This is a genomic window from Methylibium sp., from assembly GCF_013817365.1.
GTDB lineage: Bacteria > Pseudomonadota > Gammaproteobacteria > Burkholderiales > Burkholderiaceae_C > Methylibium.
Genome location: NZ_JACDCU010000012.1, coordinates 1 through 24,146 on the forward strand (window position 1 = coordinate 1; position 24,146 = coordinate 24,146).

Sequence of the window (24,146 nt, forward strand, 5' to 3'; positions counted from 1 at the left end):
CTGGAAGAGCTCCTGCCCGACGCCGATGACATGGTGATCGACGAGTCGATCGTGATGGACCTGTCGGGCCACGAAAGCTCCGAACTCCAGATCGTCACTGACGGCGGCTCGATGCCCACGCCGGCCATGATTGCCTGGGCCCGCGAGCTTCAGGTCGGTGGCTGGTACATGCTCGAGCACCGAGGCAGCATCGAAGCCGTGCAACTGGCTTGGCAGGGGATGCGCAAGCAGCTGAGCCTGTTCGTCTCGCAGCAGGGCCGCGGCACGCTGTTCCAGCAGCACCGGCTCGCGTCCTTCCTGCAGGCCGGTCTTCTGGTGCCGGCGCAGGACGAGGCGCTGACTGTGCGGGCTACGCGCACTGCGCTGGCCAAACTCGACGCCGATCCGGCTCGGCTTCTGAACTGAGTCGAGCTTTCGGAAAATGCAAAGCCGCCGAAAGGCGGCTTCTTTCCGGCAAGGAAGCGTGCAGCTCAGTGGATCAGCCGATCCTCCGTCTCGACGAAGAGCTCGTCGAGGATGAGGGCGTCAGGCTCTTCACCCAGGCTCCAGAACACCATCAGGACGATGATCTTCAGGTCTTCGAGCGGAAGCGGGCTGACCGCGATGTCCATGGCGCGGTCGATCACCATTTCGCGCATCGGCGCGCGCAGCACGCCGGCGGACTCCAGGAAGCTGACGAAACCGATCGATTCCGCGCCCAGGCGATCCTGCTCGGCGGGCGAATAAACACGCATGCCTCGAGTGCTTTGCTCGCCGCTGTGCGACTCGGCGGCCGTCGCCAACCCGGCCAGCCAAGTCAGCGCGTCCTCGATTTCTTCGTTCTCGAAACCTACGGCCGACAACTTGCGCGACAACTGACGGTGGTCGGGGCAAGCGTCTGGCCGCCAATAGTTTTCGTAGAGGTACACGAGCACATCAAACATGAAATTAGGGTACCACGGGATCTTGCCTCGACCGATCGAGTGGCACTGCGGCCGTGCCGTTCGACAAGCCTTGCTTCGGGGGGATCAGGCGCGAATCAGGCGCTGAAAAAGTTGACCCGGCAGCCGAGACACCTCACCGGCCAACTCGAGTTCCAGCAAGTGAGCGCTCAGTTGCGCAGGTGAGCAGCCGGTGCGTGCGGCAAGGGCGTCCAGCGTCACCGGATCGTGGCCCAGCGCGGTCAGCACCGGATCGCCGCCCGAGTCGGGAAACGCCACCGCCGAGGCTGGCGGCCTAGGGGGTGCATCGAGCCGCAGTTCGACCAGGACATCGGCCGCCGCTTCGACCAGCTTGGCGCCCTGCTTGATCAGCGCATGGCAGCCCCGTGATTGCGGCGCATGGATGGAGCCCGGAATGGCAAAGACTTCCCGACCGGCATCGAGGGCCAGCCTCGCGGTGATCAGCGAGCCCGATTGCAGCGCGGCTTCGACTACCAGGGTGCCGCGAGCCAGCCCGGCAATGAGACGATTGCGGCGCGGGAAATTGGCCGCCACCGGCGGGGTGCCGAGCGAGTATTCGCTGAGCACCAGTCCGGCGCTTGAGATGCGGTGCGCGAGAGCGAAGTGGCGCTTCGGGTAGACCCGGTCGAGACCCGTGCCGACCACCGCGATGGTGGAGCCGGGCCCCTGCAGTGCGCCCTCGTGCGCCGCGCCATCGATGCCCAGCGCCAATCCGGAGACCACCGTCAGCCCGGTGCCGCTGAACGCAGCGGCGAAGGCACGCGCGTTCTCCAGACCTTGCGCCGATGGATTGCGGCTGCCGACCACGGCCACTGCCGGAGCGAAAAGCAGTTCGGTGCGGCCCATCGCATACAGAAGCAGCGGCGGATCCGCGGTTTCGAGCAACAGGGCCGGATAGTGCGCGTCGCCGAGCATCACCACCTGCCGCGGCGCCGCGTCCTCGCCGGCTAGCAGCCACTGCCACGTGGACTCGATCAGCGTTTCCAGCGTAGCGGCCGGAGCGCTCAGCGCTTGGGTCTGAGCGGGCCCAAGCAGTTCGTGCCAGGCGCGCTGCGGCGCATCGAACAACGCCTGCGGCGAACCAAAGGCGGCGAGCAGCCGGCGTGCGGTCTCAAGGCCGATTCCTGGTGTTTCGTTCAGCCGCAGCCAAGCCGCGAGTTCGTCGCGATCGAGCATGGCGCTCGGGCCGGTGAGCAGGCGCTGGCGGCGGCTCAGGGCTGGGTGAAGCGGTCACCGCGCGTGACCGGATCCTTCACATCGAGGATGAGCGCATAAGACATGCGGTTGAAGACGCGAAACACGAACAGCGTGCCGTGCTTCTCGTCGGGCAAGCGCAGCGCCTGTGCCGGGCCGTCCTGGGTGGTGTCGCGCACGAGCTCGCCGGCACGCCACAGGGCCAGCACGTGGCCGCGCTCCAAGCCGTCCTGGGCGCCCTTGTTGAGCGACACGATCTGGTTCTGGCCGGCGTTGAGCGCCTCGCCGTACACCGACACGATGTGTCCGCCGATCGGCGCCGAAGGTGCGTGCGGCACGTACGGCTCGTAGTTGCGCGGCTGCGCCGGCGCCAGCCGGTTGCTCACATTGGCTTCCAGCTTGGCCGAGGTGATGCGGAACGTGGCCGGCACGATCTCGCCCCGGTCGTTCACGGCGCCTTCGCGTTCGTACTCGGCGGTAGCGACATAGGTGCCTTCCCAACCGAGGAGCTCCTTCGTGACGGGATCGCGCAGAGGCCTGGGCTGCTGGAACACGCGCCATTCACGCACGCCGTTCAGATCGCCTCGCACATAGGCAGCGTCGCCCTTGCCGAGCAGCACGCGGCCCTCTTGGGCAGCGACGATGCGCGGCGCGCGATCCAGCGCGTCGGTCTCGAAGATGACCGCTTCGTTGAGAAAGCCTTCGATGAATTTCAGGGGCACGGCAGCGATCGGTCCGCCCGAAGGGCCTGCGTCTCGGATCTGCGGCGATAGCCGGCCGGGGCCGCCGGGGCCGCCCGGTCCACCGGCGACGCGCAACCGGGCGCGATCGCCGTCGCGCTCGAGCAGCAGCATCTGGCCCGGATAGATCAGGTGCGGATTGCGGATTTGCTCGAGGTTCATACCCCACAGCTCCGGCCAACGCCACGGCCGCTTGAGAAACAGGGCCGAGATGTCCCACAGGGTGTCGCCGCGCTTGACCGTGTAGCTGTCGGGCGCATTGGGCGCCAGTTCCGAGAGCGCCACGCCCGCTTGAGCGACCTGCTGGGCGGTGCTGCGCTGCTCGGCTGTGATCGGAAAATTGGGTTCGGCGGCCATCGCCGAGGAAAGCGGGGCAGCGGCGGCCAAGGCCGCCAGCAAAGCCAACGCAGGGCGGCCCGGGTGGGGGCGCGAAGGCCGGCATGCAGCGGGGGCAGTTCGTATCATTGACGCTCTCTCCGGCGCCGCCGGTTCCAACCCACCCGGCGTCCTGTGGTTTTATCGAAGGCTTTCCCGAGCCGTTGCGGTTCGGCGAAAATCCTCACTTGGTTTAGAAGATTCTGCCCATAAAGCCTTGATGCCGCAACGAAACCTGCCTACCGAGGAGCACGCGTGGCGGTAGCCCTTCACGGCGCTTCGTTGCATGTGATCCACAGTGAGCGCCGCTCACCCGAGTGTTCTTGCGTGTGCTGCTGAACCCCTGCCGACCATGGCCCTTCTCGACATCCTCTGTTATCCCGATCCCCGCCTGCACACCGTCGCCAAGCCGGTGGCAAGCGTGGACGAGTGCATCCGCCGCCTCGCGGACGACATGCTCGAGACGATGTACGAGGCGCAGGGACTCGGCCTGGCGGCCACGCAGGTCGACGTGCACGAGCGGCTCATCGTGATGGACACGTCAGACACCCGCGACGAGCCGCGCGTGCTCGTCAACCCCGAGTTGATCGCGGTCAGCGAGGAGATGATCGTGGCGGACGAAGGCTGCCTGTCCGTACCGCAGATTTATGACAAGGTGCCGCGCCATGCCCGGGTGACCGTGCGTGCACTCGGCCGCGACGGCCGGCCCTACGAGTTCGATGCCGAAGGCTTGCTGGCGGTTTGCGTTCAGCACGAAATGGATCACCTCCTCGGCAAGGTGTTCGTCGAGTACCTTTCGCCGCTCAAGCGCAACCGCATCAAGAGCAAAATGCTCAAGAAGGCGAAGGTCGAGGCGTGAGGCCTCGCCTGCGCAGCCAGGCGCGGCAGCCGTTGCGAAGCAAGGTACCCGCGAGCAGAAACGTGGCTGTGAGCGCGGATTTGAGGCCTCGCCTGCGCTGCCGAAGCGGCTGTTGGCGATGAGGCTGGCGTTTGCCGGGACGCCCGAGTTTGCGCGGGTTGCACTCGACCGGCTGCTTGACGCCGGCTTCGACCTTGCCCTTGTGCTGAGCCAGCCCGACCGCCCGTCCGGCCGCGGCATGAAATTGCAGCCTTCGCCGGTCAAGGCGCTGGCTCTGGAACGCGGGCTGAGCGTGCTGCAGCCGCAGGGCTTGCGACTGGACGGCCGCTTTTCGCAAGACGCCGCCGCCGCGCGAGCTGCGCTGCAGGCCGCCCGCATTGACGCGGTGGTGGTCGCTGCCTACGGGCTGATCCTGCCGGACTGGCTGCTCGAACTCCCGCCGCTGGGCTGCCTGAACATTCATGCTTCGCTGCTGCCGCGCTGGCGGGGCGCCGCGCCGATTCATCGTGCCATCGAGGCCGGCGACACGGCGACCGGCGTCACCATCATGCAGATGGACAGCGGCCTGGATACCGGCGACATGCTGCTCGCCGAGTCCGAGCCGATCGCCGCGTCGGACAGCACCGCCAGCTTGCACGACCGCCTGGCGGCGCTCGGTGGGCGGATGATCGTCGAGGCGCTCGGGGTGGCGGCCCGTGGCGGGCTGGTTCGCACGCCGCAGCCGCGGCAGGGCGTGAGCTACGCGCACAAGATCGGCAAGGCCGAGGCGCCGATCGACTGGACACAGCCGGCGGCAGTCATCGAACGGCGGCTGCGCGCCTTCGATCCTTTTCCCGGCGCGAGCTTCGGGCTGGACGGCGAAACGGTGAAACTGTGGCGCGCGCTTCCCAACGGGGGCAGCGGCGCTCCCGGCACGGTGTTGGAGGCCGATGAGCGTTTGGTGGTGGCCTGCGGCGACGCAGCGCTGACGCTGCAGCAACTGCAGCGCCCCGGTGGCCGGCGCGTGAGCGCGTACGAGTTCATGGCCGCCAGGCCGGCACTGCGGCCGGGGCTGCGACTCGCCGCCGAGCGCGGCATTGGGCATTGAACTTGAGTCGCAAGCCCGCATCTACTCGCATGCGCCCGAGTGGGCGTGACGAGGACAAAAGGACATGTTGAACCTGATCAAGACCGGCGTGTTGATGGCCGCCATCACGGCGCTGTTCATGGCGATCGGCTCGGTGCTGGGTGGCCAGCAGGGCATGGTGATCGCCTTGCTCATCGCGCTCGGCATGAACTTCTTCAGCTACTGGTTCAGCGACAAGCTGATCCTGAAGATGTACAACGCACAGGAGGTCGACGAAACCTCGGCGCCTCAGTTCTACGGCATGGTGCGCGAGCTGGCCCAGCGCGCGCAGCTGCCGATGCCGCGCGTCTACCTGATCCAGGAGAACGCGCCCAACGCCTTCGCCACCGGCCGCAACCCCGACAACGCCGCCGTGGCCGCCACCACCGGCATCCTGCGCGTGCTCTCCGAGCGCGAGCTGCGCGGCGTGATGGCGCACGAGCTGGCGCACGTGAAGCACCGCGACATCCTCATCTCCACGATCAGCGCGACCATGGCTGGTGCAATCTCGATGCTCGCCAACTTCGCGATGTTCTTCGGCGGCCGCGGCGGCGATGGCCGGCCGGCCAACCCGATCGCCAGCATTGCGGTGATGCTGCTCGCGCCGCTGGCGGCCAGCCTGATCCAGATGGCGATCAGCCGAGCCCGCGAGTTCGAGGCCGACCGCGGCGGCGCGGAGATCTCGGGCGAGCCGCAGGCTCTGGCGAGCGCGCTGCAGAAAATCCACCGTTATGCACAAGGCGGCATTCCCATGGAAGCGGCGGAGCGCAACCCCGCCACGGCGCAGATGATGATCATGAATCCGCTTTCCGGCGGCGGGCTGCGCGGCTTGTTCAGCACCCACCCGTCTACCGAGGAGCGCGTCGAACGGCTGATGGCGATGGCGGCCCAGGGGGTTCGCGCCTGAAAAAGCACGGCACCGGTCGAACGACCGGGCTGCGCCACGCCCCGCCTTTGCGGGGCGTTTTCATGAACGCCCTCAAGTCCAGCGCGGGGGCACCGATAAGCCAGCGAAGCCTCATCGATTGCCATGCGTCCCGCCCTCTCCGCTCTCACCTTGTGCGCCGCCGCGCTGCTGGCCGGCTGTGAGCTCTTCGACATCGATTCGAGCGAGAAAATCGCGGCCCTGCGCGCAGCCGACGGTCAGGCGGTCGGGAGCGCCTGCCGCCATGCCGGCCGTGCCATCGAGGATTGCTACTTACTGAACCCGAAGGCTCAACGCCCCGCGGTGTTCGCCGGCTGGCGTGAGATGGACGAATACATGCGCGACAACAAGCTGGAAACGGTGCCCCCGGTTCTGGCTCGGCCCGTCGGTGCCCTGCCTGAAACCGACGGGCCCACCACCGCAGTCGAAGCGCCGGCCAAGGCGCTGGAGACGGTAGAACGCGCAAAAGGCAAGCCGGCGGCATCCTGAAGCCGTGGCGCGGCGCTCGGGCTGCCGCGCACAAGCCACGGCCGCTACCGGCCGGTGGGACAATCCAGAAGATGTCTTTGGACCGCCTACGCGTCACTCTGGCCCATCCCGCCTACCTCACCGGTCTGCGTGAGATGTCAGGGCTGGCGCTGGGAATCGCCGCCTGGGGGCTGGTGACCGGTGTGGCCATGGTCCAGGCCGGCCTGTCGGTGCCGCTCGCGCTGTCATGACCTTTACCGTTTTCGCCGGCAGCGCACAGCTTGCTGTCCTGCCGCTCATGGCGGTGGGCGCGCCGGTCTGGGTGATCTGGGCCACTGCGTTCTGCGTGAACCTGCGTTTCGTGATCTTCAGCGCGCAGTGGCGGCCGTTCTTCATGCGTTTCCCGCTGAAAACGAGGCTGGCGCTGGGCTATTATTCGGGCGACATCATCTACGTGCTGTTCATGAAGCGCTACGCCGAGCCGCCGGCCAAGGGCGAGGCGCCGGACGGCCAGATCGAATACTTCTGGGGCACGATGACGGCCAACTACATCGCCTGGCAGGTGCCTTCGGTGATCGGCATCGTGCTGGCCGACGTGGTTCCCACGCACTGGGGGCTGGGCTTCGCCGGCACGCTGGCACTGCTCGGCCTGGCCTATTCGCTGGTCTCGGACCGCGCCACCCTGCTCGCGGCGGTGGTGGCCGGCGCGGCGGCCGTTGCTGCTTTTGCATTGCCCTTCAAACTCAACATCGTCGTCGCGATCGCCGCGGCGATCTGCCTGGGTCTGTTGCTCGACGGCGGCGGTGATGCTGGTCGGCGGGTGCGCGCCTGGCTCGAAGGCCCGGCGCCGCGCCGCGGGAACGACGGCAAATGCCGAGTGGGGAGTGCTGCATGAACATGAGTACTCCAGAGCTCTTGCTCACTTTCGCCGGGTTGACGGTGATCACCGTGGTGGCGCGCTGCTTCTTCTTTTTGTCCGAACGCGAACTGGTGCTGCCCGACTGGGCCAAGCGCGGCTTGCGCTACGCGCCGCTGGCCGCACTGGCGGCGGTGGTGGCGCCCGAGTTGGTGATGAACCAGGGCGGCTTGATGACCGAACCCTGGCGGGACGCACGCATCTACGCGGCAGTTGCTGCCACGCTTTACTTCTTCTGGCGCCGCGGCATTCTGGGCACCATCCTGACCGGCATGGCGGTGTTGCTGCCGCTGCGCCTGGGCCTGGGTTGGTGAGGAACAGGCCCGCCAGCGTTTGCGCGGCGCCGCGTTGGCACACATCACAACCGATTCGAGGAGATCCCCGTTGAACGTCCTGCGCTTTTCAGACTTGGTGCAACAAGGCCGCATCGAAGGCCGGCGCGTCTTCATCCGCGCTGACCTGAACGTGCCGCAGGACGACGCGGGCAACATCACGGAAGACACGCGGATTCGCGCCTCGATCCCCTGCATCGAGATGGCGCTGGCCGCCGGCGCGGCGGTGATGGTCACTTCGCACCTCGGTCGGCCCACCGAAGGCGAGTTCAAGCCGGAGGACTCGCTCGCGCCGGTGGCGCAGCGCCTGGGCGAACTGCTCGGCCGCGAGGTGCCGCTCAGGCGCGATTGGACCGAGGGCGTCGACGTCGCGCCGGGGGAGTTGGTCCTGCTCGAAAACTGCCGGCTCAACAAGGGCGAGAAGAAGAACGACGAAGCCCTGGCCCGCCGGATGGCGGCCTTGTGCGACGTGTTCGTGCACGATGCCTTCGGCACCGCGCATCGTGCCGAGGCCTCCACCTACGGCATCGCGCAGTTCGCGCCGGTGGCTTGCGCCGGCCCGCTGCTGGCTGCCGAAATCGACGCCATCACGAAAGCGCTGCAGAACCCGAAGCGCCCGCTGGTGGCCATCGTTGCCGGCTCCAAGGTCAGCAGCAAGCTCAGCATCCTCAAGAGCCTGGCCGCGAATGTCGATCAGCTCATCGTCGGTGGCGGCATCGCCAACACCTTCATGCTGGCAGCCGGCCTTCCGATCGGCAAGTCGCTCGCCGAGCCGGACCTCGCTGATGAAGCGAAGGCCATCATCGACATGATGCAAGGGCGTGGTGCGGCCGTGCCGATCCCAGGCGATGCGGTGGTGGCCAAGGCGTTTTCCTCCACCGCGCCGGCCCGCACCGTCGCCGCCACCGACGTGCAGGTCGACGACCTCATCCTCGACATCGGCCCGCGCACCGCGACGGAGCTGGCCGCGATCATCGCGAAGGCCGGCACGGTGGTCTGGAACGGTCCGATGGGCGTGTTCGAGTACGACGCGTTCGCCGGCGGTACGCGCGCCCTGGCCGAAGCCATCGCGCGCTCCGACGCTTTCAGCATCGCCGGCGGCGGCGACACGCTCGCGGCCATCGCCAAGTACGGCATCGAGGCCGACATCGGCTACATCTCCACCGGCGGCGGCGCCTTCCTCGAGGTGCTCGAGGGCAAGACCTTACCGGCCTTCGACATCCTGCAGCGGCGCGCCGCGGCCTGACGCTTCCCTCGACCCCCGGGCGCCCCAGCGCGCCACGCGGCCTCTTTCCGCCAACGCACAACGCCACCGAAACCGCCATGTCACTTTCCCTGAATGCTTCGCGCGCCACCAAGATCGTCGCCACGCTCGGCCCGGCTTCTTCCACGCCGGAGATCCTGGAGCGGATGATCCGCGCCGGCGTCGACGTGGTGCGGCTCAACTTCTCGCACGGCAGCGGGCAGGACCACATCGAGCGCGCCGCCATGGTGCGTGAGGTGGCTCAGCGCGCCGGCAAGGAGGTCGCGATCATGGCCGACCTGCAGGGCCCGAAGGTGCGCGTCGGCAAGTTCGCGCAGGGCAAGGTGACGCTGGAGGCCGGCGCCGGTTTCATCCTCGATGCCAAACGCAGCGAACTCGGCGATGCTCAGGCGGTCGGCCTGGACTACAAGTCGCTGCCGCGCGACGTGAAGCCGGGCGACACCTTGCTGCTCAACGACGGCCTGATCGTGCTGATGGTCGAGCGCGTGCTCGGCGACGCGGTGCACACGGTCGTCAAGGTCGGCGGCGAGCTGTCCAACAACAAGGGCATCAACAAGCTCGGCGGGGGCCTGACCGCCCCGGCGCTGACCGCCAAGGACATGGAAGACATCAAGACGGCGATGAGCTTTCGCTGCGAATACTTGGCGATCAGCTTTCCGAAGAACGCCACCGACATGGAGATGGCTCGCCAGCTTGCCAACGTGGCCGGCGAGCCGCATCAGCACAAGACCGCGCTGATCGCCAAGATCGAGCGCAGCGAGGCGATCCCGGTGCTCGACGAGATCCTGCGCGCCAGCGACGGCATCATGGTGGCGCGCGGCGACTTGGCAATCGAAGTCGGCAACGCGGCGGTGCCGGCGCTGCAAAAACGCATGATCAAGATGGCGCGGGAGATGGACAAGGTGGTCATCACCGCCACGCAGATGATGGAGTCGATGATCGTCAACCCGGTGCCCACGCGCGCCGAGGTGAGCGATGTGGCCAACGCGGTGCTCGACGGCACCGACGCGGTCATGCTCAGCGCCGAAACGGCGGCTGGGCGCTACCCGGTGGAAACGATCGAGCAGATGGCCGCGATCGCCATTGCCGCCGAGCTGTCCGAGGACGTGACGCTCGATGCCGACTTCACCAACAAGCGCTTCGGCCGCATCGATCAGAGCATTGCGATGGGCGCGCTCTTCACCGCGCACCACCTCGGCTGCAAGGCGATCGTGGCGCTCACCGAAAGCGGCTCGACGGCCCTGTGGATGAGCCGCAACAAGATCCACGTGCCGATCTACGGCCTCACTTCGCAGCTCACGAGCCAGCGCAAGATGGCGCTCTATCGCAACGTCTGCCCATTGCTGATGCCGCAGTGCGACGAACGCGACGAGGCACTGGCACGCGCCGAGGCGTTGCTCGTTGCCGGCGGCGTGCTCAAGCCGGGCGACACGTACGCCATCACCGTGGGCGAGCCGATGGGCCACCCGGGCGGCACCAACATGCTCAAGGTGTGCAGGGTCGGCTGATGTCCAGACAAGACACGCGGCAAGGATTTCAGTCCAGCCGCACCGACACCCCGGTGACAAACAGCGTGTCGCGACGCTCGAACCCGTCGCCGGGGTCGCTGTTGTAGCGGTAGGCGAGGCCGGCGGTCAGGCTGAGGGTGGTGTTGATCGCCACGGTGAGGTTCGATTCGAATTCGGCGCGGTAGGCGCCGGTGTCGCGCAGGTTGGGCAGCACGCGCAGCTTCTGGGTGAAGGCGGTGGTGTCAGTCAACCGGTGGCTCGAATCTTCGGCCAGCAGCAATTCCACCCGACCGTAGCTGCTGCGCTGGCGGCCGTCGATCTCCGTGGCGTCGAAGAAGCGGTCCTGGGTGTAGCTCAGGCCGCCGGAGATGTCCCAGAACTCCGTGTCGCGTTGCCAGAGGTGGTAGCCAGGACCGGCAGCGGCCGACAGCCGCGACGAAAGATTGGCCGGCTCGTCGCGCAACGCGTCGGCTGATCCGAACACGAACCAGCGCGCCGACACGTCGCGGTTGTACTGAGTGCCCAGCCCGATGCGCTCACCCGTCGTCTCGCCCTCGCTGCTCGCGTAAAGGGCGCGCCCGGTGATCATCCATTTGTCGATGTCGGTGGCACGCACGCTGTCGCTGCTGAGGTTGACACTGGTGGCGTCGCTGTTGCCGGAGGCGACGCTGGCGCCGGCGGCGAACAGGTGGCGCCATTGGCCGTCCGGCTCGATGGTGACCTGGGCGAGCGCCGGCGCGCAGCAGACGCAGGCGGCGAGGGCAAGTGTGATCGAGGGCTTGTAAAAGATCATCGGGATCGCGGTTCCTGGGTGATGGGACTTGGGGTGCAGGGGCGCACGCAGTCGGCGCGGGGCGTGGTTGTATTGCTTCACTCGAGACGGGATCGTGCGCGACGTGCCTTGGGCCCACGCACTCGGTGCGGCGCCGTACCTTACGGCGCTCGGTGGGCGGCCTGCGTTGCGGCCGGATTTACCCCAGCGGTGCGCTGCGGCATCTGCAAAGAATGCGGCGTCGGCTGCGGGCCGGGGTCGCCACGTACGCCAGCGCGCGGTCGGCAGGCGAGCGCTCGCTAAAATCGGCTCCACTCTCGGGGCCAGGGCGGCCGCACGACTTCACCAGGGGACTTCCATGCCACTCGTATCCATGCGCCAGTTGCTCGATCACGCCGCCGAGCAGGGCTACGGCATCCCGGCGTTCAACGTCAACAACCTCGAGCAGGTGCAGGCGGTGATGTCCGCGGCGCACGAAGTCGGCGCGCCGGTGATCCTGCAGGCCAGTGCAGGCGCCCGCAAGTACGCGGGCGAGAACTTCATCAAGCACCTGATCCAGGCCGCGATCGAGACCTGGCCCGAGACGCCGCTGGTCATGCACCAGGACCACGGCCAGAGCCCGGACGTGTGCAAGGGCGCTATCGATCTCGGCTTCAGCTCGGTCATGATGGACGGCTCGCTGCAGGCCGACGGCAAGACCATCGCCAGCTACGACTACAACGCCGACGTGACCAAGCAGGTCGTCGACATGGCGCACAAGCTGGGCGTCACCGTCGAAGGCGAACTCGGCTGCCTGGGTTCGCTCGAGACCATGCGCGGCGACAAGGAAGACGGCCACGGCACCGAGGCCACCATGACGCGCGACCAACTGCTCACCGACCCCGAGGAGGCGGCCGACTTCGTCAAGCGCACCCAGCTTGACGCGTTGGCCATCGCCATCGGCACCAGCCACGGCGCCTACAAGTTCACCCGCAAACCCACCGGCGACATCCTGGCCATCGACCGCATCAAGGAAATCCACAAGCGCATTCCTACCACGCACCTCGTGATGCACGGCAGCTCCAGCGTGCCGCAGGACCTGCTTGCGACGATCCGGCAGTACGGCGGCGACCTGAAGGAAACCTACGGCGTGCCGGTCTCGGAAATCCAGGAAGCCATCAAGCACGGCGTGCGCAAGATCAACATCGACACCGACATCCGCCTGGCGATGACGGCGGCGATCCGCCAGTACATGGCGCAGAACCCGGGCAAGTTCGACCCGCGCGATTACCTCAAGCCGGCGACGGCGGCGGCCAAGGCCATTTGCAAGCAGCGCTATGTCGAGTTCGGCTGCGAGGGGCAGGCGGCCAAGATCAAGCCGCAGCCGCTCAGCGCCGTGGCGCAGCGGTATGCGAGCGGGGCGCTGGCGCAGCAGGTGATGTAGGCGGCGAGCGCCCGGTGCGGTGATGGCGCGCGCGAACATGGCAAGCACCACCGGCCGCATCCGCGTCGGTGTGGGCGGTTGGACCTACGAGCCCTGGCGCGACAACTTCTTCCCCAAGGGCTGGCCGCAGGCCCGCGAGCTCGAGTTCGCCAGCCGCCGGCTGAGCGCGATCGAGATCAACGGTACCTACTACAGCACCCAGAAGCCGGCGACCTTCGCGAAGTGGCGCGACGCAACGCCCGAAGACTTCGTGTTCTCCCTGAAGGCTTCGCGCTACGCGACCAACCGACGTGTTCTGGCCGAAGCCGGTGAATCGATCGAGCGCTTTCTCGGCAGCGGGCTCGCAGAGCTCGGCGCCAAGCTCGGCCCCATCGTCTGGCAGTTCGCGCCGACCAAGCGTTTCGAGGCGGAGGATTTCGAGGCCTTTCTGAGGCTCCTACCTTCAAAGATCGGCGGCCTGAACCTGCGTCACGTGCTCGACGTACGCCACGAGAGCTTTCTGTGCGACGAGTATCTGCAGCTGGCGCGCAAGTACAAGGCTGCAACCGTCTTCACCGATTCGACGGAGCACCCCTCGTTCGCCGACCTCACCGGCGGCTTCGTCTACATGCGGCTGATAAGCGCCGAGGCCGATCTGAAACTCGGCTATGCGCCGAAGGCGCTCGACGGCTGGGCGCAAAGCGCGCATGTGTGGGCCGCCGGCGGCGAGCCGGAGGCACTGCCGCGTGTGGCTGCGCCCGACGCCACCGGCGCGGTCGAACCGCGGGACGTGTTTGTCTTCATGATCAACGGTGCCAAGGAGCGCGCACCGGCTGCGGCCATGGCCTTGCTGCAGCGACTGGGCTTCGAGCCGCCCGATCTGCCCTGACAGATCAACCCGTGGAGCCCGCCAGCTCGGCGTCCTTGGCACGAGCCCGTGCCACGGCGGGCCGTGCATTGAACCGCGCGATGTAGGCCGCGATCTCCGGCAGCTCCGGCACCAGCTTGAACATCGTCGTCCATTGCAGCGCGCCAGCCCAGAGCACGTCGGCGGCACTGAAGCGCTCGCCGAGCAGCCACGGCCCGGCGCGAAGTTGTGCCGTCAGGGTGCCGAGAGTGGTGTCGAAGTCGCCGTAGGGCGAGGTCGCCACCGGCGCCGGTTCGCGCTGCATTGAGCGATCGACCACCGCCGGCTCGAAGCACGAACCGTAGAAGAACAGCCAGCGCAGGAAAGGCCCGCGCATCGGGTCGCCGACCGGCGGCGCCAGGCCGGCCTCGGGATAGAGCTCGGCCAGGTACAGATAGACCGCGCCCTGCTCGGTGACGACGGCGTCGCCGTGCCGGATCGCCGGCACCTTGCCCATCGGGTTGACGGCCAGGTAGGCGGGCTCGCGCTGCGTGCCGGCCTGCAGGTCGAGCAGATGCACGTCGTAGTCGGCGCCCAGTTCCTCGAGCAGGACGCGCGCGACGACGGAGCGGCTGTTGAGGGCGTGGAAGAAGGTGACGTGGCGGGAGGTGGACATGATGGAGATTCCTTGCATCCCAGGGCAGGGCGCTTGCTGGAAGAAGTCTAGGCAGCTTTCTTCAAGCGCGGCGCCTGTCACGCCAGGCCTTTACTTGCGGTTTCAATACAGAAATCTGTATATTGATGCCCATGAAGACCACCCTGAATCTCAGTGACAGCCTGCTGGCCGACGCCAAGGCGCTGGCCGCTCGCCAGCGCACAACGCTGACGCGGGTGATCGAGGAGGGCCTGCAACTCCGCCTGCGGGCTCAACAATCCGCAGTCAAGTCAGCCCGTGTGCGGCTGCCGGTGTTCCGCGGCAAGGGCGGTTTGGTCGCGGGCGTCGATCCGCTGAGCAACAAGTCGCTGCTGCAGGCCATAGAGGACGATGACGCCTGACGTCAACGTGCTGGTGGCCGCCTCGCGCAGCGATCACCCGCACTACGACGTGGCCAGGCGCTGGCTCGAATCGGCGCTTGACGACGCGGCAGGAGGGCGCGGGCTGTTGCTGTTGCCCATGGTGGTGGCGAGCTTCCTGAGACTGGTGACGCACCCGAAGGTGTTCGTTTCCCCGACGCCGATCTCGGCGGCGCTGAAATTCATCGAAGTCTTGCTCGCGGCGCCCGGCGTGCGCATGCCCGAGATCGGTGCCGAATGGGACAGGCTGCGCGATGCGTGCCTGACTCGCAACCTGCGGGCAAACGACATTCCGGATGCGTGGCTCGCGGCGGCGGTACAGCACATGAGCGACCATCTCGCCAGCTTCGATGCGGATTTCCGAAAGCTGTTGAAGCGCTCGGAGCTCACGCTGCTGACAGGCTGACGAGCCTGTTCAGCCGAAGAAGATCGAGGAGGAAACAGACATGAAGAGCGCGCGGTTCGTCGACTTCGACAACGTCTATTCGGGGCTGCGCAAACTGGACCCGGTGATCGCCGAACGCTTCGCCCGCCAGCCGAATCTGTCCGAGCATGTGCTGCCACTTTGTCGCCGTGGGGGCCGGACGGGGCTACATGCTCCGCCGGTACTGTCCGCCCACCTCGAACAGCGCGCTCGTGATCTGTCCCAGCGAGCACACCCGCACCGCTTCCATCAGCACCTCGAACACGTTGCGGTTCTCGATCACCGCCTGCTGAAGCCGCTGCAGCATGGCGGGTGACGCCTTCGCATTGCGAGTCTGAAACTCGGCCAGCCGCGTCAACTGCGACTGCTTCTCCTCCTCGGTCGAGCGCGCCAGCTCCAGCGTCTGCGGCGTCTGGTCGCCCTGCGGATTGCGGAAGGTGTTCACGCCGATGAGGGGCAGCTCGCCGGTGTGCTTGAGCATCTCGTAATGCATGCTTTCATCCTGGATGCGGCCGCGCTGGTAGCCGGTTTCCATCGCGCCGAGCACGCCACCGCGTTCTGCAAGGCGCTCGAATTCGGCGAGCACGGCTTCTTCGACCAGCTCGGTCAGCTCGTCGATGACGAAGGCGCCCTGGTTGGGGTTCTCGTTCTTCGCCAGGCCCCATTCGCGGTTGATGATCATCTGGATCGCCATCGCGCGGCGCACGCTTTCCTCGGTGGGCGTGGTGATCGCTTCGTCGTAGGCGTTGGTGTGCAGCGAGTTGCAGTTGTCGTACACCGCGATCAGCGCCTGCAGGGTGGTGCGGATGTCGTTGAACGCGATCTCCTGCGCGTGCAGCGAGCGGCCGCTGGTTTGCACGTGGTACTTCAGCTTCTGGCTGCGCTCGTTGGCGCCGTACTTGTCCTTCATCGCCACCGCCCAGATGCGCCGCGCCACGCGGCCGAGCACGGTGTATTCGGGGTCCATGCCGTTGCTGAAGAAAAAGCTGAGGTTGGGTGCGAAGTCGTCGACGTGCATGCCGCGCGCGAGGTACGCCTCCACGAAGGTGAAGCCGTTGCTGAGCGTGAAGGCGAGCTGCGAGATCGGGTTCGCACCGGCCTCTGCGATGTGATAGCCGCTGATGCTCACCGAATAGAAGTTGCGCACGTCGTGGTGCACGAAGTACTCGGCGATGTCGCCCATCACCTTCAATGAAAACTCGGTCGAGAAGATGCAGGTGTTCTGGCCCTGGTCTTCCTTGAGGATGTCGGCCTGCACCGTGCCCCGCACGTTGGCCAGCACCCACGCACGGATCTTCTGCGCTTCGGTGTGGGTGGGCTCGCGGCCGTTGTCGGCCTTGAACTTGTCGAGGTTCTGATCGATCGCGGTGTTCATGAACATCGCCAGGATCGTCGGCGCCGGGCCGTTGATGGTCATGCTGACCGAGGTGCCCGGGTCGGTGAGGTCGAAGCCCGAATAGAGCACCTTCATGTCGTCGAGCGTGGCGATGCTCACGCCCGAATTGCCGACCTTGCCGTAGATGTCGGGCCGCGGATCGGGGTCGGCGCCGTAGAGCGTGACCGAGTCGAAAGCGGTCGAGAGCCGCTTGGCCGGCAGCCCCTCGCTCACCACCTTGAAACGCCGGTTGGTGCGAAAGGCATCGCCCTCGCCGGCGAACATGCGCGCCGGGTCCTCGCCCTCCCGCTTGAACGCGAACACGCCGGCGGTGTAGGGGTAGCTGCCCGGCACGTTCTCCAGCATCAGCCATTTCAGCAGCTCGCCGTGGTCCTCGTACTGCGGCAGCGCGACCTTGCGAATCTTCGTGCCGGACAGCGAGGTGGTGACGAGCGCAGTGCGGATCTCCCTGTCGCGAATCTTCACCACGTACTCGTCGCCGGCGTAGGCGGCCTGCATCTGCGGCCACTGCGCGAGCAGCTTTTTCGCGTCCGCGTCGAGCCGCGCTTCGCGCTCCTCGGCCAGGTCGATCGCCGCATCTGCGGCGCGCGGTTTGTCGGGCTTGGCGGCGGCGAGCATGCGGGCTGCGGCTCGCAGTTGCTGGGCCTCGCGGGCAATGGCCGCTTGGCCGAGAGCGCGACGCTTGTAGCCGCGTACCGTGTCGGTGATCTCGGCCAGATAGCGCGTGCGCGCGGCCGGGAGGATGGCGGTCTGATTGCTGCTGTGGCGCACGTTCGCCGGAGGCAGCTTCGACTCGCTCAATCTCAAGCCCAGTGCGCCCAGCCGTGCGGCCAGCGCCTGGTACAGCGCCGTCACGCCGTCGTCGTTGAAGCGGCTGGCCATGGTGCCGAACACGGGCATCGTCTCGGGCCGCTGCGCGAAGGCTTCGCGGTTGCGTTGCATCTGCTTGGCCACGTCGCGCAATGCATCGGCGGCACCCTTGCGGTCGAACTTGTTGATCGCGACGAACTCGGCGAAGTCGAGCATGTCGATCTTCTCGAGCTGGCTGGCGGCGCCGAACTCGGGCGTCATCACGTACACCGGCAGATCGACGTGAGGCACGATGGCGGCGTCACCCTGGCCGATGCCCGAGGTCTCGACGATGACGAGGTCGAAGCCGGCTGCCTTGCAGGCCTTGATCACATCGGGCAGGGCGGCGCTGATTTCGCTGCCGGCTTCGCGGGTAGCGAGGCTGCGCATGAAGACGCGTTGTCCGTCATCCGCGGGCCCCCGTTCCGGCTTTCCCCCAGGCGGGGAAGGAGTGAGCGGTTTCGCCGCTACGCGGCTCCAGGCAGAGATGGCGTTCATGCGGATGCGGTCACCGAGCAGCGCGCCGCCGCTCTTGCGCCGCGACGGATCGATGGAAACGACGGCCACATGCAGCGCATCGCCCTGGTCCAGCCGCAGCCGGCGGATCAGCTCGTCGGTCAGGCTCGATTTGCCGGCGCCGCCGGTGCCGGTGATGCCGAGCACCGGTACCGCCGCTTCTTGCGCGGCGACGTGCAGGGCCGCTTTCAGCTCTGCCGAGGCCGAGCCGCCTTCCAGGGCGGTGATCGTGCGCGACAGTGCCAGCCAGGCCGCTTGCCCATGGCCTCGCAGCGCCGCAATGTCGGCCGGCGCCTCGGGTGCGGCCGTCTGGTCGCAGCGCATCAGCATCTCGCCGATCATGCCGGCCAGGCCCATGCGCTGGCCATCCTCAGGGCTGAACACACGCACGCCCTGATCCGCCAGTTCGCGGATCTCGGCCGGCACGATCACGCCGCCGCCGCCTCCGAACACCTGGATGTGCGCGCCGCCGCGCTCGCGAAGCAGCTCGACCATGTAGCGGAAGTACTCGACGTGCCCACCCTGGTAGGAACTGACCGCGATGCCCTGCGCGTCCTCCTGCAGCGCGGCGCTCACCACCTCCTCGACCGAGCGGTTGTGGCCGAGGTGGATTACCTCGGCGCCCATGCTCATGAGCAGCCTGCGCATGATGTTGATCGAGGCGTCGTGGCCGTCGAACAGGGACGCGGCGGTGACGAAGCGCAGCTTTCTCGTTGCGCGGTAGGCGGCGAGGGCCTGATGGTCGGCGGACAGATCGGTCATCGTGTTTTCTCCGGCAGCAGCGGGCAGCGAACGACGCTGGCATGTGCGCTTGACGTTGACGTAAACGTCAACCAGCGCGGATGGTAGCTGCATCGAACAGCGGCTCTCGTGGAAGCAGCGGGCTCATGCTTTCCCCGCACTGTGATCCGTCGGACAATCGCCCGCAAGCCGACCGACCCGACACGATGCTCGACGCCCGCATTTCGCCGAAGACCGCCGCATGACCCTGCTGGCCATCGACATCGGCAACACGCGCCTGAAGTGGGCCCAGTACGCAGTGCTCGCGGCCGGCGCGGAGCCGCTGGCGCACGGCGCGGTCTTCCTTGAAACCATTGATCAGCTCGCCGACGCCGGCGGCGCCTGGACCGCTCTCATGCCGCCCTGCGAGATGCTCGGCTGCTGCGTGGCCAGCGACTCGGTGCGCCACCGAGTGGAAGAACAGCTCGAACTGTGGGAGGTGGCGTCGCGCTGGGTGGTGTCGAGCGCAGCCGAGGCGGGCGTCGTCAACGGCTACGACCATCCGCTGCGCCTGGGCAGTGACCGTTGGGTCGCGCTGATCGGCGCGCGCGCGCGGCTGCTCGCGGCCGGCAAGCGGGCACCCGTGCTGGTGGTGATGGTCGGCACGGCAGTGACCGTCGATGCGCTCGATGCAGACGGGCGCTTTCTCGGCGGGCTGATCCTGCCCGGCCACGGCATCATGCTCAAGGCGCTGGAGGCCGGCACTGCGGGCCTGCGCGTGCCCACCGGCGAGGTGAGCGACTTCCCCACCAATACGAGCGACGCGCTGACCAGCGGCGGCACCTATGCCATCACCGGCGCCATCGAGCGCATGCACCGGCAGTTGGAGCGGCAGTGCGGCCAGGCGCCGCGTTGCATCGTCACCGGCGGCGCAGGGTGGAAGGTGGCGCCGTCGCTGCAGCTCGACTACGAGCTGGTCGACACGCTGATCTTCGACGGGCTGTTGACGATCGCCGCTGCGAGGCAAAGGTAGCGAGCCGGTGGTGTCTCGCGTTGCTTCACAGGATGTAGCGCGACAGATCCTCGTTCACTGCCAGCGCGCCGAGCTTGGCGTCCACGTGCGCGGCGTCGATCGACACCGTCTGGCCCGACAGCCTGGGCGCGTCGAAACTCACTTCGTCGAGCAGCCGCTCCATCACCGTGGAGAGCCGGCGCGCGCCGATGTTCTCGGTACGTTCGTTGACGTCGAAGGCGATCTGCGCAAGCCGGCGGATGCCGTCGGCGCGAAAGTCCAGCGTCACGCCCTCGGTGGCGAGCAGCGCCTGGTATTGCCGGGTCAAGCTGGCCTGGGTCTGCGTGAGGATCGCCTCGAAGTCCTCCACGCTCAGCGATCCGAGTTCCACGCGGATCGGAAAGCGCCCTTGAAGCTCCGGGATCAGGTCGCTCGGCCGGCTCAGGTGAAAGGCGCCCGAGGCGATGAAGAGAATGTGGTCGGTGCGCACCAGGCCGTACTTGGTGGTCACCGTCGTGCCCTCGACCAGCGGCAGCAGATCGCGCTGCACGCCCTGACGCGAGACCTCGGCGCCACCCGCGCCGCTGGCATCGCTGCGCGAAGTGACCTTGTCGATCTCGTCGATGAAGACGATGCCGTTCTGCTCGGCATTGGCCAGCGCCTGGCTGCGGATGTCGTCCTCGTTGACCAGCTTGGCCGCCTCTTCGTCGATCAGCAGCTTGCGCGCTTCGGCGATCGTGAGCTTGCGCGTCTTGCGGCGCTGCTGGCCGAGGCTGGCAAACATGCCCTTGAGCTGCTCGGCCATCTCTTCCATGCCGGGCGGGCCCAACAACTCGACAGCGGGGCGGGCCTCGGCGAGTTCTAGCTCGATTTCCTTGTCGTCGAGCGTGCCCTCGCGCAAGCGCTTGCGGAAGGTCTGGCGGGCGGTGCTGTCGGGTGCCGGTGCGGGCGCGGCCGGCGTGAGCCCGAACTCCGGCGCGCTGCCGCTGCGCGGCGATGGCAGCAGCACGTCGAGGATGCGGTCCTCGGCGGCGTCTTCGGCTCGCGCGCGGTGGGCGCGCATGGCGGTCTCGCGCGTTTGCTTGACCGACATCTCGATCAGGTCGCGGATGATCGAATCGACGTCCTTGCCGACATAGCCCACTTCGGTGAACTTGGTCGCCTCGACCTTGATGAAGGGCGCATCGGCCAGCTTGGCCAGGCGCCGCGCGATCTCGGTCTTGCCCACGCCGGTGGGCCCGATCATGAGGATGTTCTTGGGCGTGATCTCGCCGCGCAGCTTGTCTTCGACCTGCTGGCGGCGCCAGCGGTTGCGCAGTGCGATCGCCACCGCGCGCTTGGCGTCCTTCTGGCCGACGATGTGGCGGTCGAGTTCGGAGACGATCTCCTGCGGCGTCATGCTCACTCCAGCACCTCGATCGTGTGCGACTGGTTGGTGTAGATGCACAGGTCGCCGGCGATCTCGAGCGATCTCTTGACCATCTCCTGCGGTGACAGCGACGTGTGGTCGAGCAGCGCCCGCGCCGCAGCCTGGGCGAAGGCGCCGCCGGAGCCGATGGCGATGATGCCGTGCTCGGGTTCGAGCACGTCGCCGTTGCCGGTGATGATGAGCGAGCTGTCGCGGTCCGCCACTGCCAGCATCGCCTCGAGGCGGCGCAGCACGCGGTCGGTGCGCCAGTCCTTGGTGAGCTCGATGGCGGCGCGGACCAGCTGGCCCTGGTGCTTCTCCAGCTTGGCCTCGAAGCGCTCGAACAGGGTGAAGGCGTCGGCCGTGGCGCCGGCAAAGCCGGCCAGCACCTCGCCCTTGTAGAGCCGGCGCACCTTGCGCGCACTGGCCTTGACGATGACGTTGCCGAGCGTGACCTGCCCGTCGCCGCCGAGCGCAACCTGGCGGCCGCGGCGCACGCTGACGATGGTGGTGCCGTGATAGGAGTCCATGGTGCTCAGATGAAGGGGCTGCGGCCGAGTTCAATGCGGCCGATGTCGATGGCCGCCCCGCCGAATGCGCCGCTCAGAGGTTGCGCACTTTCACGCGCGCATGCTCGTTGATGCCCATCGCGTTGAAGAACAAAGCGAGCAGTCGATGCGCGTCGTCGAAGTGCACCAGTCGCTCCTCGTTGCGGCGTGACAGCACCCAGTTGAGCAGATCGCCGGCGGCGACGAAATCCATGCGGATGAGCCGCGCGCAGTTGATATTGACGACGCCCGCATTGCCGAGCCGGGTCTCCAGCGCGCCGAGCACCTTGCCGATGTCACCGACCAGCTGGCCGGAAAGCTCGACAGCCGCGGTCCGAGCGCCGCCGGTTTCCTCGAGCAGCACCGATTCGGCGAAGCCGGTGGACACGTCGGTGACCATCGAGCGTGACGACAGCGTGATGCCCGCCTCATCGGTGACTTTCACCTTCGCCAGCGACTTTTCCCATGACGGCGGCGACACCTCGTAGGTGACGCAGTAGTCGATCGCGACTTCGTCGAACTGGTCCGGCCGGCTCGCCAGGCGCAGCACTTCGAGGCGCAGCAGCCAGATCACCGGATCGGCATCGCGCACGCCGGTCGGCGCGGCGTCGCCGAGCACGCCGAGCAGCTTTTCCACGCCGAGCCAGCGCATGTCGATCTTCTGCGTGCTCCAGTGCCGCATCAGCTGACTCAACTCGCTGCAGGCCTGAGGGTCGATGCGTTCGAGCGGGCTCCAGTCGAGCACCCAGGGCATGGGCAGCTGCAGCGTCTTGGCGCCGAGCTGAGCCACTTCGTCACAACCCAGTTCGGCAGGCGCGACCCAGCCGACATTGCCCTCCAGCCGCATGCCGCCGGTCGCGCTGTTGCCGCTGCCGCTGCTGGGCGCAGGCGCCTCTGCGGCGACCATTTGCGGAATCGAGAACCACTGCGGTGGCGACCAGCCGAAGCGCTGCGTGTAGTCGAGCGCCAGGCTCTCGAACGGCTGCTGGCGGCCGGTGGCGCGGTACAAGTCGAACATCACCAGCCAGGTTTCGGCATGGCCGTAGCGCTCGCCGTCCGGCGCGATCAGGCCGGCGATCGAGCGCTCGCAGGCCTCGAATTCAGCGTTGGCGAAGGAGATGACTGCCTCGTCGAGGTCGGGATCATGGGCGATTTCCTTGACCTCGACCGCGAACGGATCGTTGAAGTCGCTGGCGCCCTGCGGCGCGAGGGGCGCTCGCTTGACCGGCGAAGCGGCCTGCGGTTCCCAGGCGATGCTGCCGGTTTTGGCCGGCGCCGCGGCGGGCGTCGGCGGGGCAGTGGCACGAGTGGCCGAGGCCGGCGATACGGTGGGAGGCCGCTCGGCGGGTTTGCGCTGTGCCGGCTCGGCGCTCTCGGCGAAAGGCTGGTTCAGGGCCGAGCGCTCGTCGAGTTCGCCGGCAGCCGTGCGCGCGGTATAAAAAGAGGGCGGGTGCGCGGGGGTGATGCGGCGCGCGACCTGCTCGCCTTCCATCTGCTGCTCGATCTCGTCGATCTTGGCCTTGACGGTCGCATCGGGCAGGGCCATCTCGCTGGCACGCGGCTGATCGGAGTCGTCGAGATCGGAGGTGCCGATGATGCCGGCCAGCCCGTCCGCCGGCAGGCCTTCGCGGCGAATCTTGCGCAGCATGTCGAACTCTCGCTTGCGCACGAAGTCGTTGCGCCGCTTGCGCTCGATCATCGCCTTGAGCTCGCTCTTGGCGTAGCCGCTTTGCAGCGGCTCGTCCTGAACCGAGTTCAGCTCTGCCCAGTCGGTCGCCGGGTTGGCGACGAACTTCACGACCTTGCGGAAGAAGCTGGTGCTTGCTTCCCTGGATTCGGATTTGTCGTCGGCCATCGGGCTCGGGGCTCGGACGGGCGCGGCGCGTTAGTCGCCGAACATCTTCTGCTTCATCTCGCGGCGCTGCTGCGCCTCGAGCGAAAGCGTGGCGGTGGGCCGGGCGAGCAGGCGGCCCAGGCCGATCGGCTCGCCGGTTTCGTCGCAAAAGCCGTACTCACCGGATTCGATGCGCTGCAGCGACTGGGAAATCTTCTTCAGCAGCTTGCGTTCGCGGTCGCGGGTACGTAGTTCCAGCGCATGCTCTTCCTCGATGGTGGCGCGATCGGCCGGGTCAGGCACGATCGAGGTGTCTTCGCGCAGGTGCTCGGTGGTTTCGCCGGCGTTGTCGAGCAGGTCGTTGCGCTGTTTCTCCAACTGACCGCGGAAGAAATCGAGCTGCTTGTCGTTCATGTACTCGCCGTCGGGCATCGCCTGCAGCTCGTCCTCGGTGAGCTCGCGGCCTGCCTTGGTTTTCCAGACGTTGGCGAGTTTGGGGTCGATCTTGCGGACCGGACGCGGCAAATCGACCACGTTGCTGGCCGGCGGGCGGCTCGGCGGCGGCAGCGGGATGTTGCGCGGCGTCGGCTCTGCGGCGGCGGCGGCGGAAAGGCGGGCCGCCTTGGTGGCTGACTTGGAAGACGTCTTCAAGGGGGTCGGTTTCACTGCAGGTGCCGCTGCCGGGGGTGTCGTCTTGGCGGCCGCCTTGTTCAAGGC

Annotated in this window: 23 protein-coding genes and 1 pseudogene; 14 read left to right on the plus strand and 10 right to left on the minus strand. The window is 67.3% G+C overall.

Translation table 11 applies throughout. From position 1 onward, the window contains the following. The coding region (locus H0W38_RS01865) for a DUF1631 family protein (protein ID WP_292450816.1) at nt 1–405 on the plus strand (405 nt) is incomplete at its 5' end. A 65-nt stretch (nt 406–470) separates the two neighbouring features. Here H0W38_RS01865 and H0W38_RS01870 read toward each other — a convergent pair. The 3 genes from H0W38_RS01870 to H0W38_RS01880 all read right to left on the minus strand — a co-directional run bounded on the left by H0W38_RS01870 (nt 471) and on the right by H0W38_RS01880 (nt 3,232). Continuing rightward, nucleotides 471–923: a DUF494 family protein gene (locus tag H0W38_RS01870; RefSeq protein WP_292446285.1), complete on the minus strand. Its 453-nt coding sequence runs from the start codon at nt 921–923 to the stop codon at nt 471–473. 84 nt (nt 924–1,007) lie between these two features. Then, nucleotides 1,008–2,117: a DNA-processing protein DprA gene (gene dprA / locus H0W38_RS01875; protein WP_292450817.1), complete on the minus strand. Its 1,110-nt coding sequence runs from the start codon at nt 2,115–2,117 to the stop codon at nt 1,008–1,010. Between the two features lie 35 nt (nt 2,118–2,152). Beyond that, nucleotides 2,153–3,232, minus strand: coding sequence for a LysM peptidoglycan-binding domain-containing protein (locus H0W38_RS01880; protein ID WP_367161564.1), 1,080 nt, complete (start codon nt 3,230–3,232; stop codon nt 2,153–2,155). A 370-nt stretch (nt 3,233–3,602) separates the two neighbouring features. Here H0W38_RS01880 and def point away from each other — a divergent pair, with 370 nt between their 5' ends. The 8 genes and pseudogenes from def (at nt 3,603) to pyk (ending at nt 10,627) form a co-directional block, all read left to right on the plus strand. Continuing rightward, entirely contained in the window at nt 3,603–4,109 is a 507-nt protein-coding gene (gene def, locus H0W38_RS01885; RefSeq protein WP_292450819.1) for a peptide deformylase, read from the plus strand. A 118-nt stretch (nt 4,110–4,227) separates the two neighbouring features. Beyond that, entirely contained in the window at nt 4,228–5,196 is a 969-nt protein-coding gene (fmt, locus tag H0W38_RS01890) for a methionyl-tRNA formyltransferase (protein WP_292450820.1), read from the plus strand. Between the two features lie 64 nt (nt 5,197–5,260). Continuing rightward, on the plus strand, nt 5,261–6,121 hold the full coding sequence (htpX, locus tag H0W38_RS01895; RefSeq protein WP_292450821.1) for a zinc metalloprotease HtpX: 861 nt from the start codon (nt 5,261–5,263) through the stop codon (nt 6,119–6,121). A gap of 150 nt (nt 6,122–6,271) precedes the next feature. Further along, nucleotides 6,272–6,628, plus strand: a complete 357-nt coding sequence (locus tag H0W38_RS01900) for a hypothetical protein (protein WP_367161565.1) — start codon at nt 6,272–6,274, stop codon at nt 6,626–6,628. 71 nt (nt 6,629–6,699) lie between these two features. After that, a pseudogene (locus tag H0W38_RS01905) lies at nt 6,700–7,502 on the plus strand (AzlC family ABC transporter permease). A 2-nt stretch (nt 7,503–7,504) separates the two neighbouring features. Then, nucleotides 7,505–7,837 (plus strand): AzlD domain-containing protein, encoded by a 333-nt coding sequence (locus H0W38_RS01910; RefSeq protein WP_292450836.1) that lies wholly within the window; start codon nt 7,505–7,507, stop codon nt 7,835–7,837. A 70-nt stretch (nt 7,838–7,907) separates the two neighbouring features. Continuing rightward, on the plus strand, nt 7,908–9,101 hold the full coding sequence (locus H0W38_RS01915; RefSeq protein ID WP_292450823.1) for a phosphoglycerate kinase: 1,194 nt from the start codon (nt 7,908–7,910) through the stop codon (nt 9,099–9,101). 77 nt (nt 9,102–9,178) lie between these two features. Then, nucleotides 9,179–10,627, plus strand: coding sequence for a pyruvate kinase (gene pyk / locus H0W38_RS01920; protein WP_292450824.1), 1,449 nt, complete (start codon nt 9,179–9,181; stop codon nt 10,625–10,627). A 28-nt stretch (nt 10,628–10,655) separates the two neighbouring features. On the opposite strand, the gene H0W38_RS01925 is transcribed toward pyk, so the two are convergent. Continuing rightward, on the minus strand, nt 10,656–11,420 hold the full coding sequence (locus tag H0W38_RS01925; protein WP_292450825.1) for a DUF481 domain-containing protein: 765 nt from the start codon (nt 11,418–11,420) through the stop codon (nt 10,656–10,658). Between the two features lie 337 nt (nt 11,421–11,757). Between H0W38_RS01925 and fba the strand changes: the two genes are divergently transcribed. Together fba and H0W38_RS01935 are read left to right on the plus strand one after the other, a co-directional pair. Next, the gene (fba, locus tag H0W38_RS01930) at nt 11,758–12,822 is read left to right on the plus strand and encodes a class II fructose-bisphosphate aldolase (RefSeq protein ID WP_292450826.1); all 1,065 of its coding nucleotides are present in this window, start codon (nt 11,758–11,760) and stop codon (nt 12,820–12,822) included. A 22-nt stretch (nt 12,823–12,844) separates the two neighbouring features. Continuing rightward, the gene (locus tag H0W38_RS01935) at nt 12,845–13,690 is read left to right on the plus strand and encodes a DUF72 domain-containing protein (RefSeq protein ID WP_292450827.1); all 846 of its coding nucleotides are present in this window, start codon (nt 12,845–12,847) and stop codon (nt 13,688–13,690) included. Nucleotides 13,691–13,694: 4 nt separating this feature from the next. Here the strand turns inward: H0W38_RS01935 and H0W38_RS01940 are convergent, their stop codons facing one another. Beyond that, nucleotides 13,695–14,324, minus strand: coding sequence for a glutathione S-transferase family protein (locus H0W38_RS01940; RefSeq protein WP_292450828.1), 630 nt, complete (start codon nt 14,322–14,324; stop codon nt 13,695–13,697). Between the two features lie 131 nt (nt 14,325–14,455). Here H0W38_RS01940 and H0W38_RS01945 point away from each other — a divergent pair, with 131 nt between their 5' ends. Next, the gene (locus H0W38_RS01945) at nt 14,456–14,704 is read left to right on the plus strand and encodes a DUF2191 domain-containing protein (RefSeq protein WP_292450829.1); all 249 of its coding nucleotides are present in this window, start codon (nt 14,456–14,458) and stop codon (nt 14,702–14,704) included. Next, entirely contained in the window at nt 14,694–15,128 is a 435-nt protein-coding gene (locus H0W38_RS01950; protein ID WP_292450830.1) for a TA system VapC family ribonuclease toxin, read from the plus strand. Before H0W38_RS01945 ends, H0W38_RS01950 begins: the two co-directional genes overlap by 11 nt. Before the next feature lie 184 nt (nt 15,129–15,312). On the opposite strand, the gene icmF is transcribed toward H0W38_RS01950, so the two are convergent. Continuing rightward, the gene (gene icmF, locus H0W38_RS01955; RefSeq protein WP_292450831.1) at nt 15,313–18,669 is read right to left on the minus strand and encodes a fused isobutyryl-CoA mutase/GTPase IcmF; all 3,357 of its coding nucleotides are present in this window, start codon (nt 18,667–18,669) and stop codon (nt 15,313–15,315) included. 220 nt (nt 18,670–18,889) lie between these two features. Here icmF and H0W38_RS01960 point away from each other — a divergent pair, with 220 nt between their 5' ends. Next, nucleotides 18,890–19,660, plus strand: a complete 771-nt coding sequence (locus tag H0W38_RS01960; protein WP_292450832.1) for a type III pantothenate kinase — start codon at nt 18,890–18,892, stop codon at nt 19,658–19,660. A gap of 25 nt (nt 19,661–19,685) precedes the next feature. Here the strand turns inward: H0W38_RS01960 and hslU are convergent, their stop codons facing one another. The 4 genes from hslU to dksA form a co-directional block, all read right to left on the minus strand. Continuing rightward, nucleotides 19,686–21,038: an ATP-dependent protease ATPase subunit HslU gene (gene hslU, locus H0W38_RS01965; protein WP_292450833.1), complete on the minus strand. Its 1,353-nt coding sequence runs from the start codon at nt 21,036–21,038 to the stop codon at nt 19,686–19,688. A 2-nt stretch (nt 21,039–21,040) separates the two neighbouring features. Next, a complete protein-coding gene (hslV, locus tag H0W38_RS01970) occupies nt 21,041–21,577 on the minus strand; it encodes an ATP-dependent protease subunit HslV (protein ID WP_292450834.1) in 537 nt (178 codons plus the stop codon). A gap of 73 nt (nt 21,578–21,650) precedes the next feature. Beyond that, nucleotides 21,651–23,450: a hypothetical protein gene (locus H0W38_RS01975; protein ID WP_292450835.1), complete on the minus strand. Its 1,800-nt coding sequence runs from the start codon at nt 23,448–23,450 to the stop codon at nt 21,651–21,653. A 30-nt stretch (nt 23,451–23,480) separates the two neighbouring features. Next, nucleotides 23,481–24,143 (minus strand): RNA polymerase-binding protein DksA, encoded by a 663-nt coding sequence (gene dksA, locus H0W38_RS01980; RefSeq protein WP_292450837.1) that lies wholly within the window; start codon nt 24,141–24,143, stop codon nt 23,481–23,483. Between the last annotated feature and the right edge of the window lie 3 nt (nt 24,144–24,146).

Excerpts from the sequence above, each read along its gene's own strand:
- H0W38_RS01960 (WP_292450832.1), top strand. The coding sequence starts at position 18,890 with ATGACCCTGCTGGCCATCGACATCGGCAACACGCGCCTGAAGTGGGCC.
- fba (WP_292450826.1), top strand. The coding sequence starts at position 11,758 with ATGCCACTCGTATCCATGCGCCAGTTGCTCGATCACGCCGCCGAGCAG.
- def (WP_292450819.1), top strand. The coding sequence starts at position 3,603 with ATGGCCCTTCTCGACATCCTCTGTTATCCCGATCCCCGCCTGCACACC.
- fmt (WP_292450820.1), top strand. The coding sequence starts at position 4,228 with ATGAGGCTGGCGTTTGCCGGGACGCCCGAGTTTGCGCGGGTTGCACTC.
- pyk (WP_292450824.1), top strand. The coding sequence starts at position 9,179 with ATGTCACTTTCCCTGAATGCTTCGCGCGCCACCAAGATCGTCGCCACG.
- icmF (WP_292450831.1), bottom strand. The coding sequence starts at position 18,669 with ATGACCGATCTGTCCGCCGACCATCAGGCCCTCGCCGCCTACCGCGCA.
- htpX (WP_292450821.1), top strand. The coding sequence starts at position 5,261 with ATGTTGAACCTGATCAAGACCGGCGTGTTGATGGCCGCCATCACGGCG.
- H0W38_RS01945 (WP_292450829.1), top strand. The coding sequence starts at position 14,456 with ATGAAGACCACCCTGAATCTCAGTGACAGCCTGCTGGCCGACGCCAAG.
- H0W38_RS01870 (WP_292446285.1), bottom strand. The coding sequence starts at position 923 with ATGTTTGATGTGCTCGTGTACCTCTACGAAAACTATTGGCGGCCAGAC.
- H0W38_RS01975 (WP_292450835.1), bottom strand. The coding sequence starts at position 23,450 with ATGGCCGACGACAAATCCGAATCCAGGGAAGCAAGCACCAGCTTCTTC.
- H0W38_RS01950 (WP_292450830.1), top strand. The coding sequence starts at position 14,694 with ATGACGCCTGACGTCAACGTGCTGGTGGCCGCCTCGCGCAGCGATCAC.
- H0W38_RS01940 (WP_292450828.1), bottom strand. The coding sequence starts at position 14,324 with ATGTCCACCTCCCGCCACGTCACCTTCTTCCACGCCCTCAACAGCCGC.
- H0W38_RS01910 (WP_292450836.1), top strand. The coding sequence starts at position 7,505 with ATGAGTACTCCAGAGCTCTTGCTCACTTTCGCCGGGTTGACGGTGATC.
- hslU (WP_292450833.1), bottom strand. The coding sequence starts at position 21,038 with ATGACGCCGCAGGAGATCGTCTCCGAACTCGACCGCCACATCGTCGGC.
- H0W38_RS01925 (WP_292450825.1), bottom strand. The coding sequence starts at position 11,420 with ATGATCTTTTACAAGCCCTCGATCACACTTGCCCTCGCCGCCTGCGTC.
- H0W38_RS01880 (WP_367161564.1), bottom strand. The coding sequence starts at position 3,232 with ATGGCCGCCGAACCCAATTTTCCGATCACAGCCGAGCAGCGCAGCACC.
- dprA (WP_292450817.1), bottom strand. The coding sequence starts at position 2,117 with ATGCTCGATCGCGACGAACTCGCGGCTTGGCTGCGGCTGAACGAAACA.
- H0W38_RS01935 (WP_292450827.1), top strand. The coding sequence starts at position 12,845 with ATGGCGCGCGCGAACATGGCAAGCACCACCGGCCGCATCCGCGTCGGT.
- hslV (WP_292450834.1), bottom strand. The coding sequence starts at position 21,577 with ATGGACTCCTATCACGGCACCACCATCGTCAGCGTGCGCCGCGGCCGC.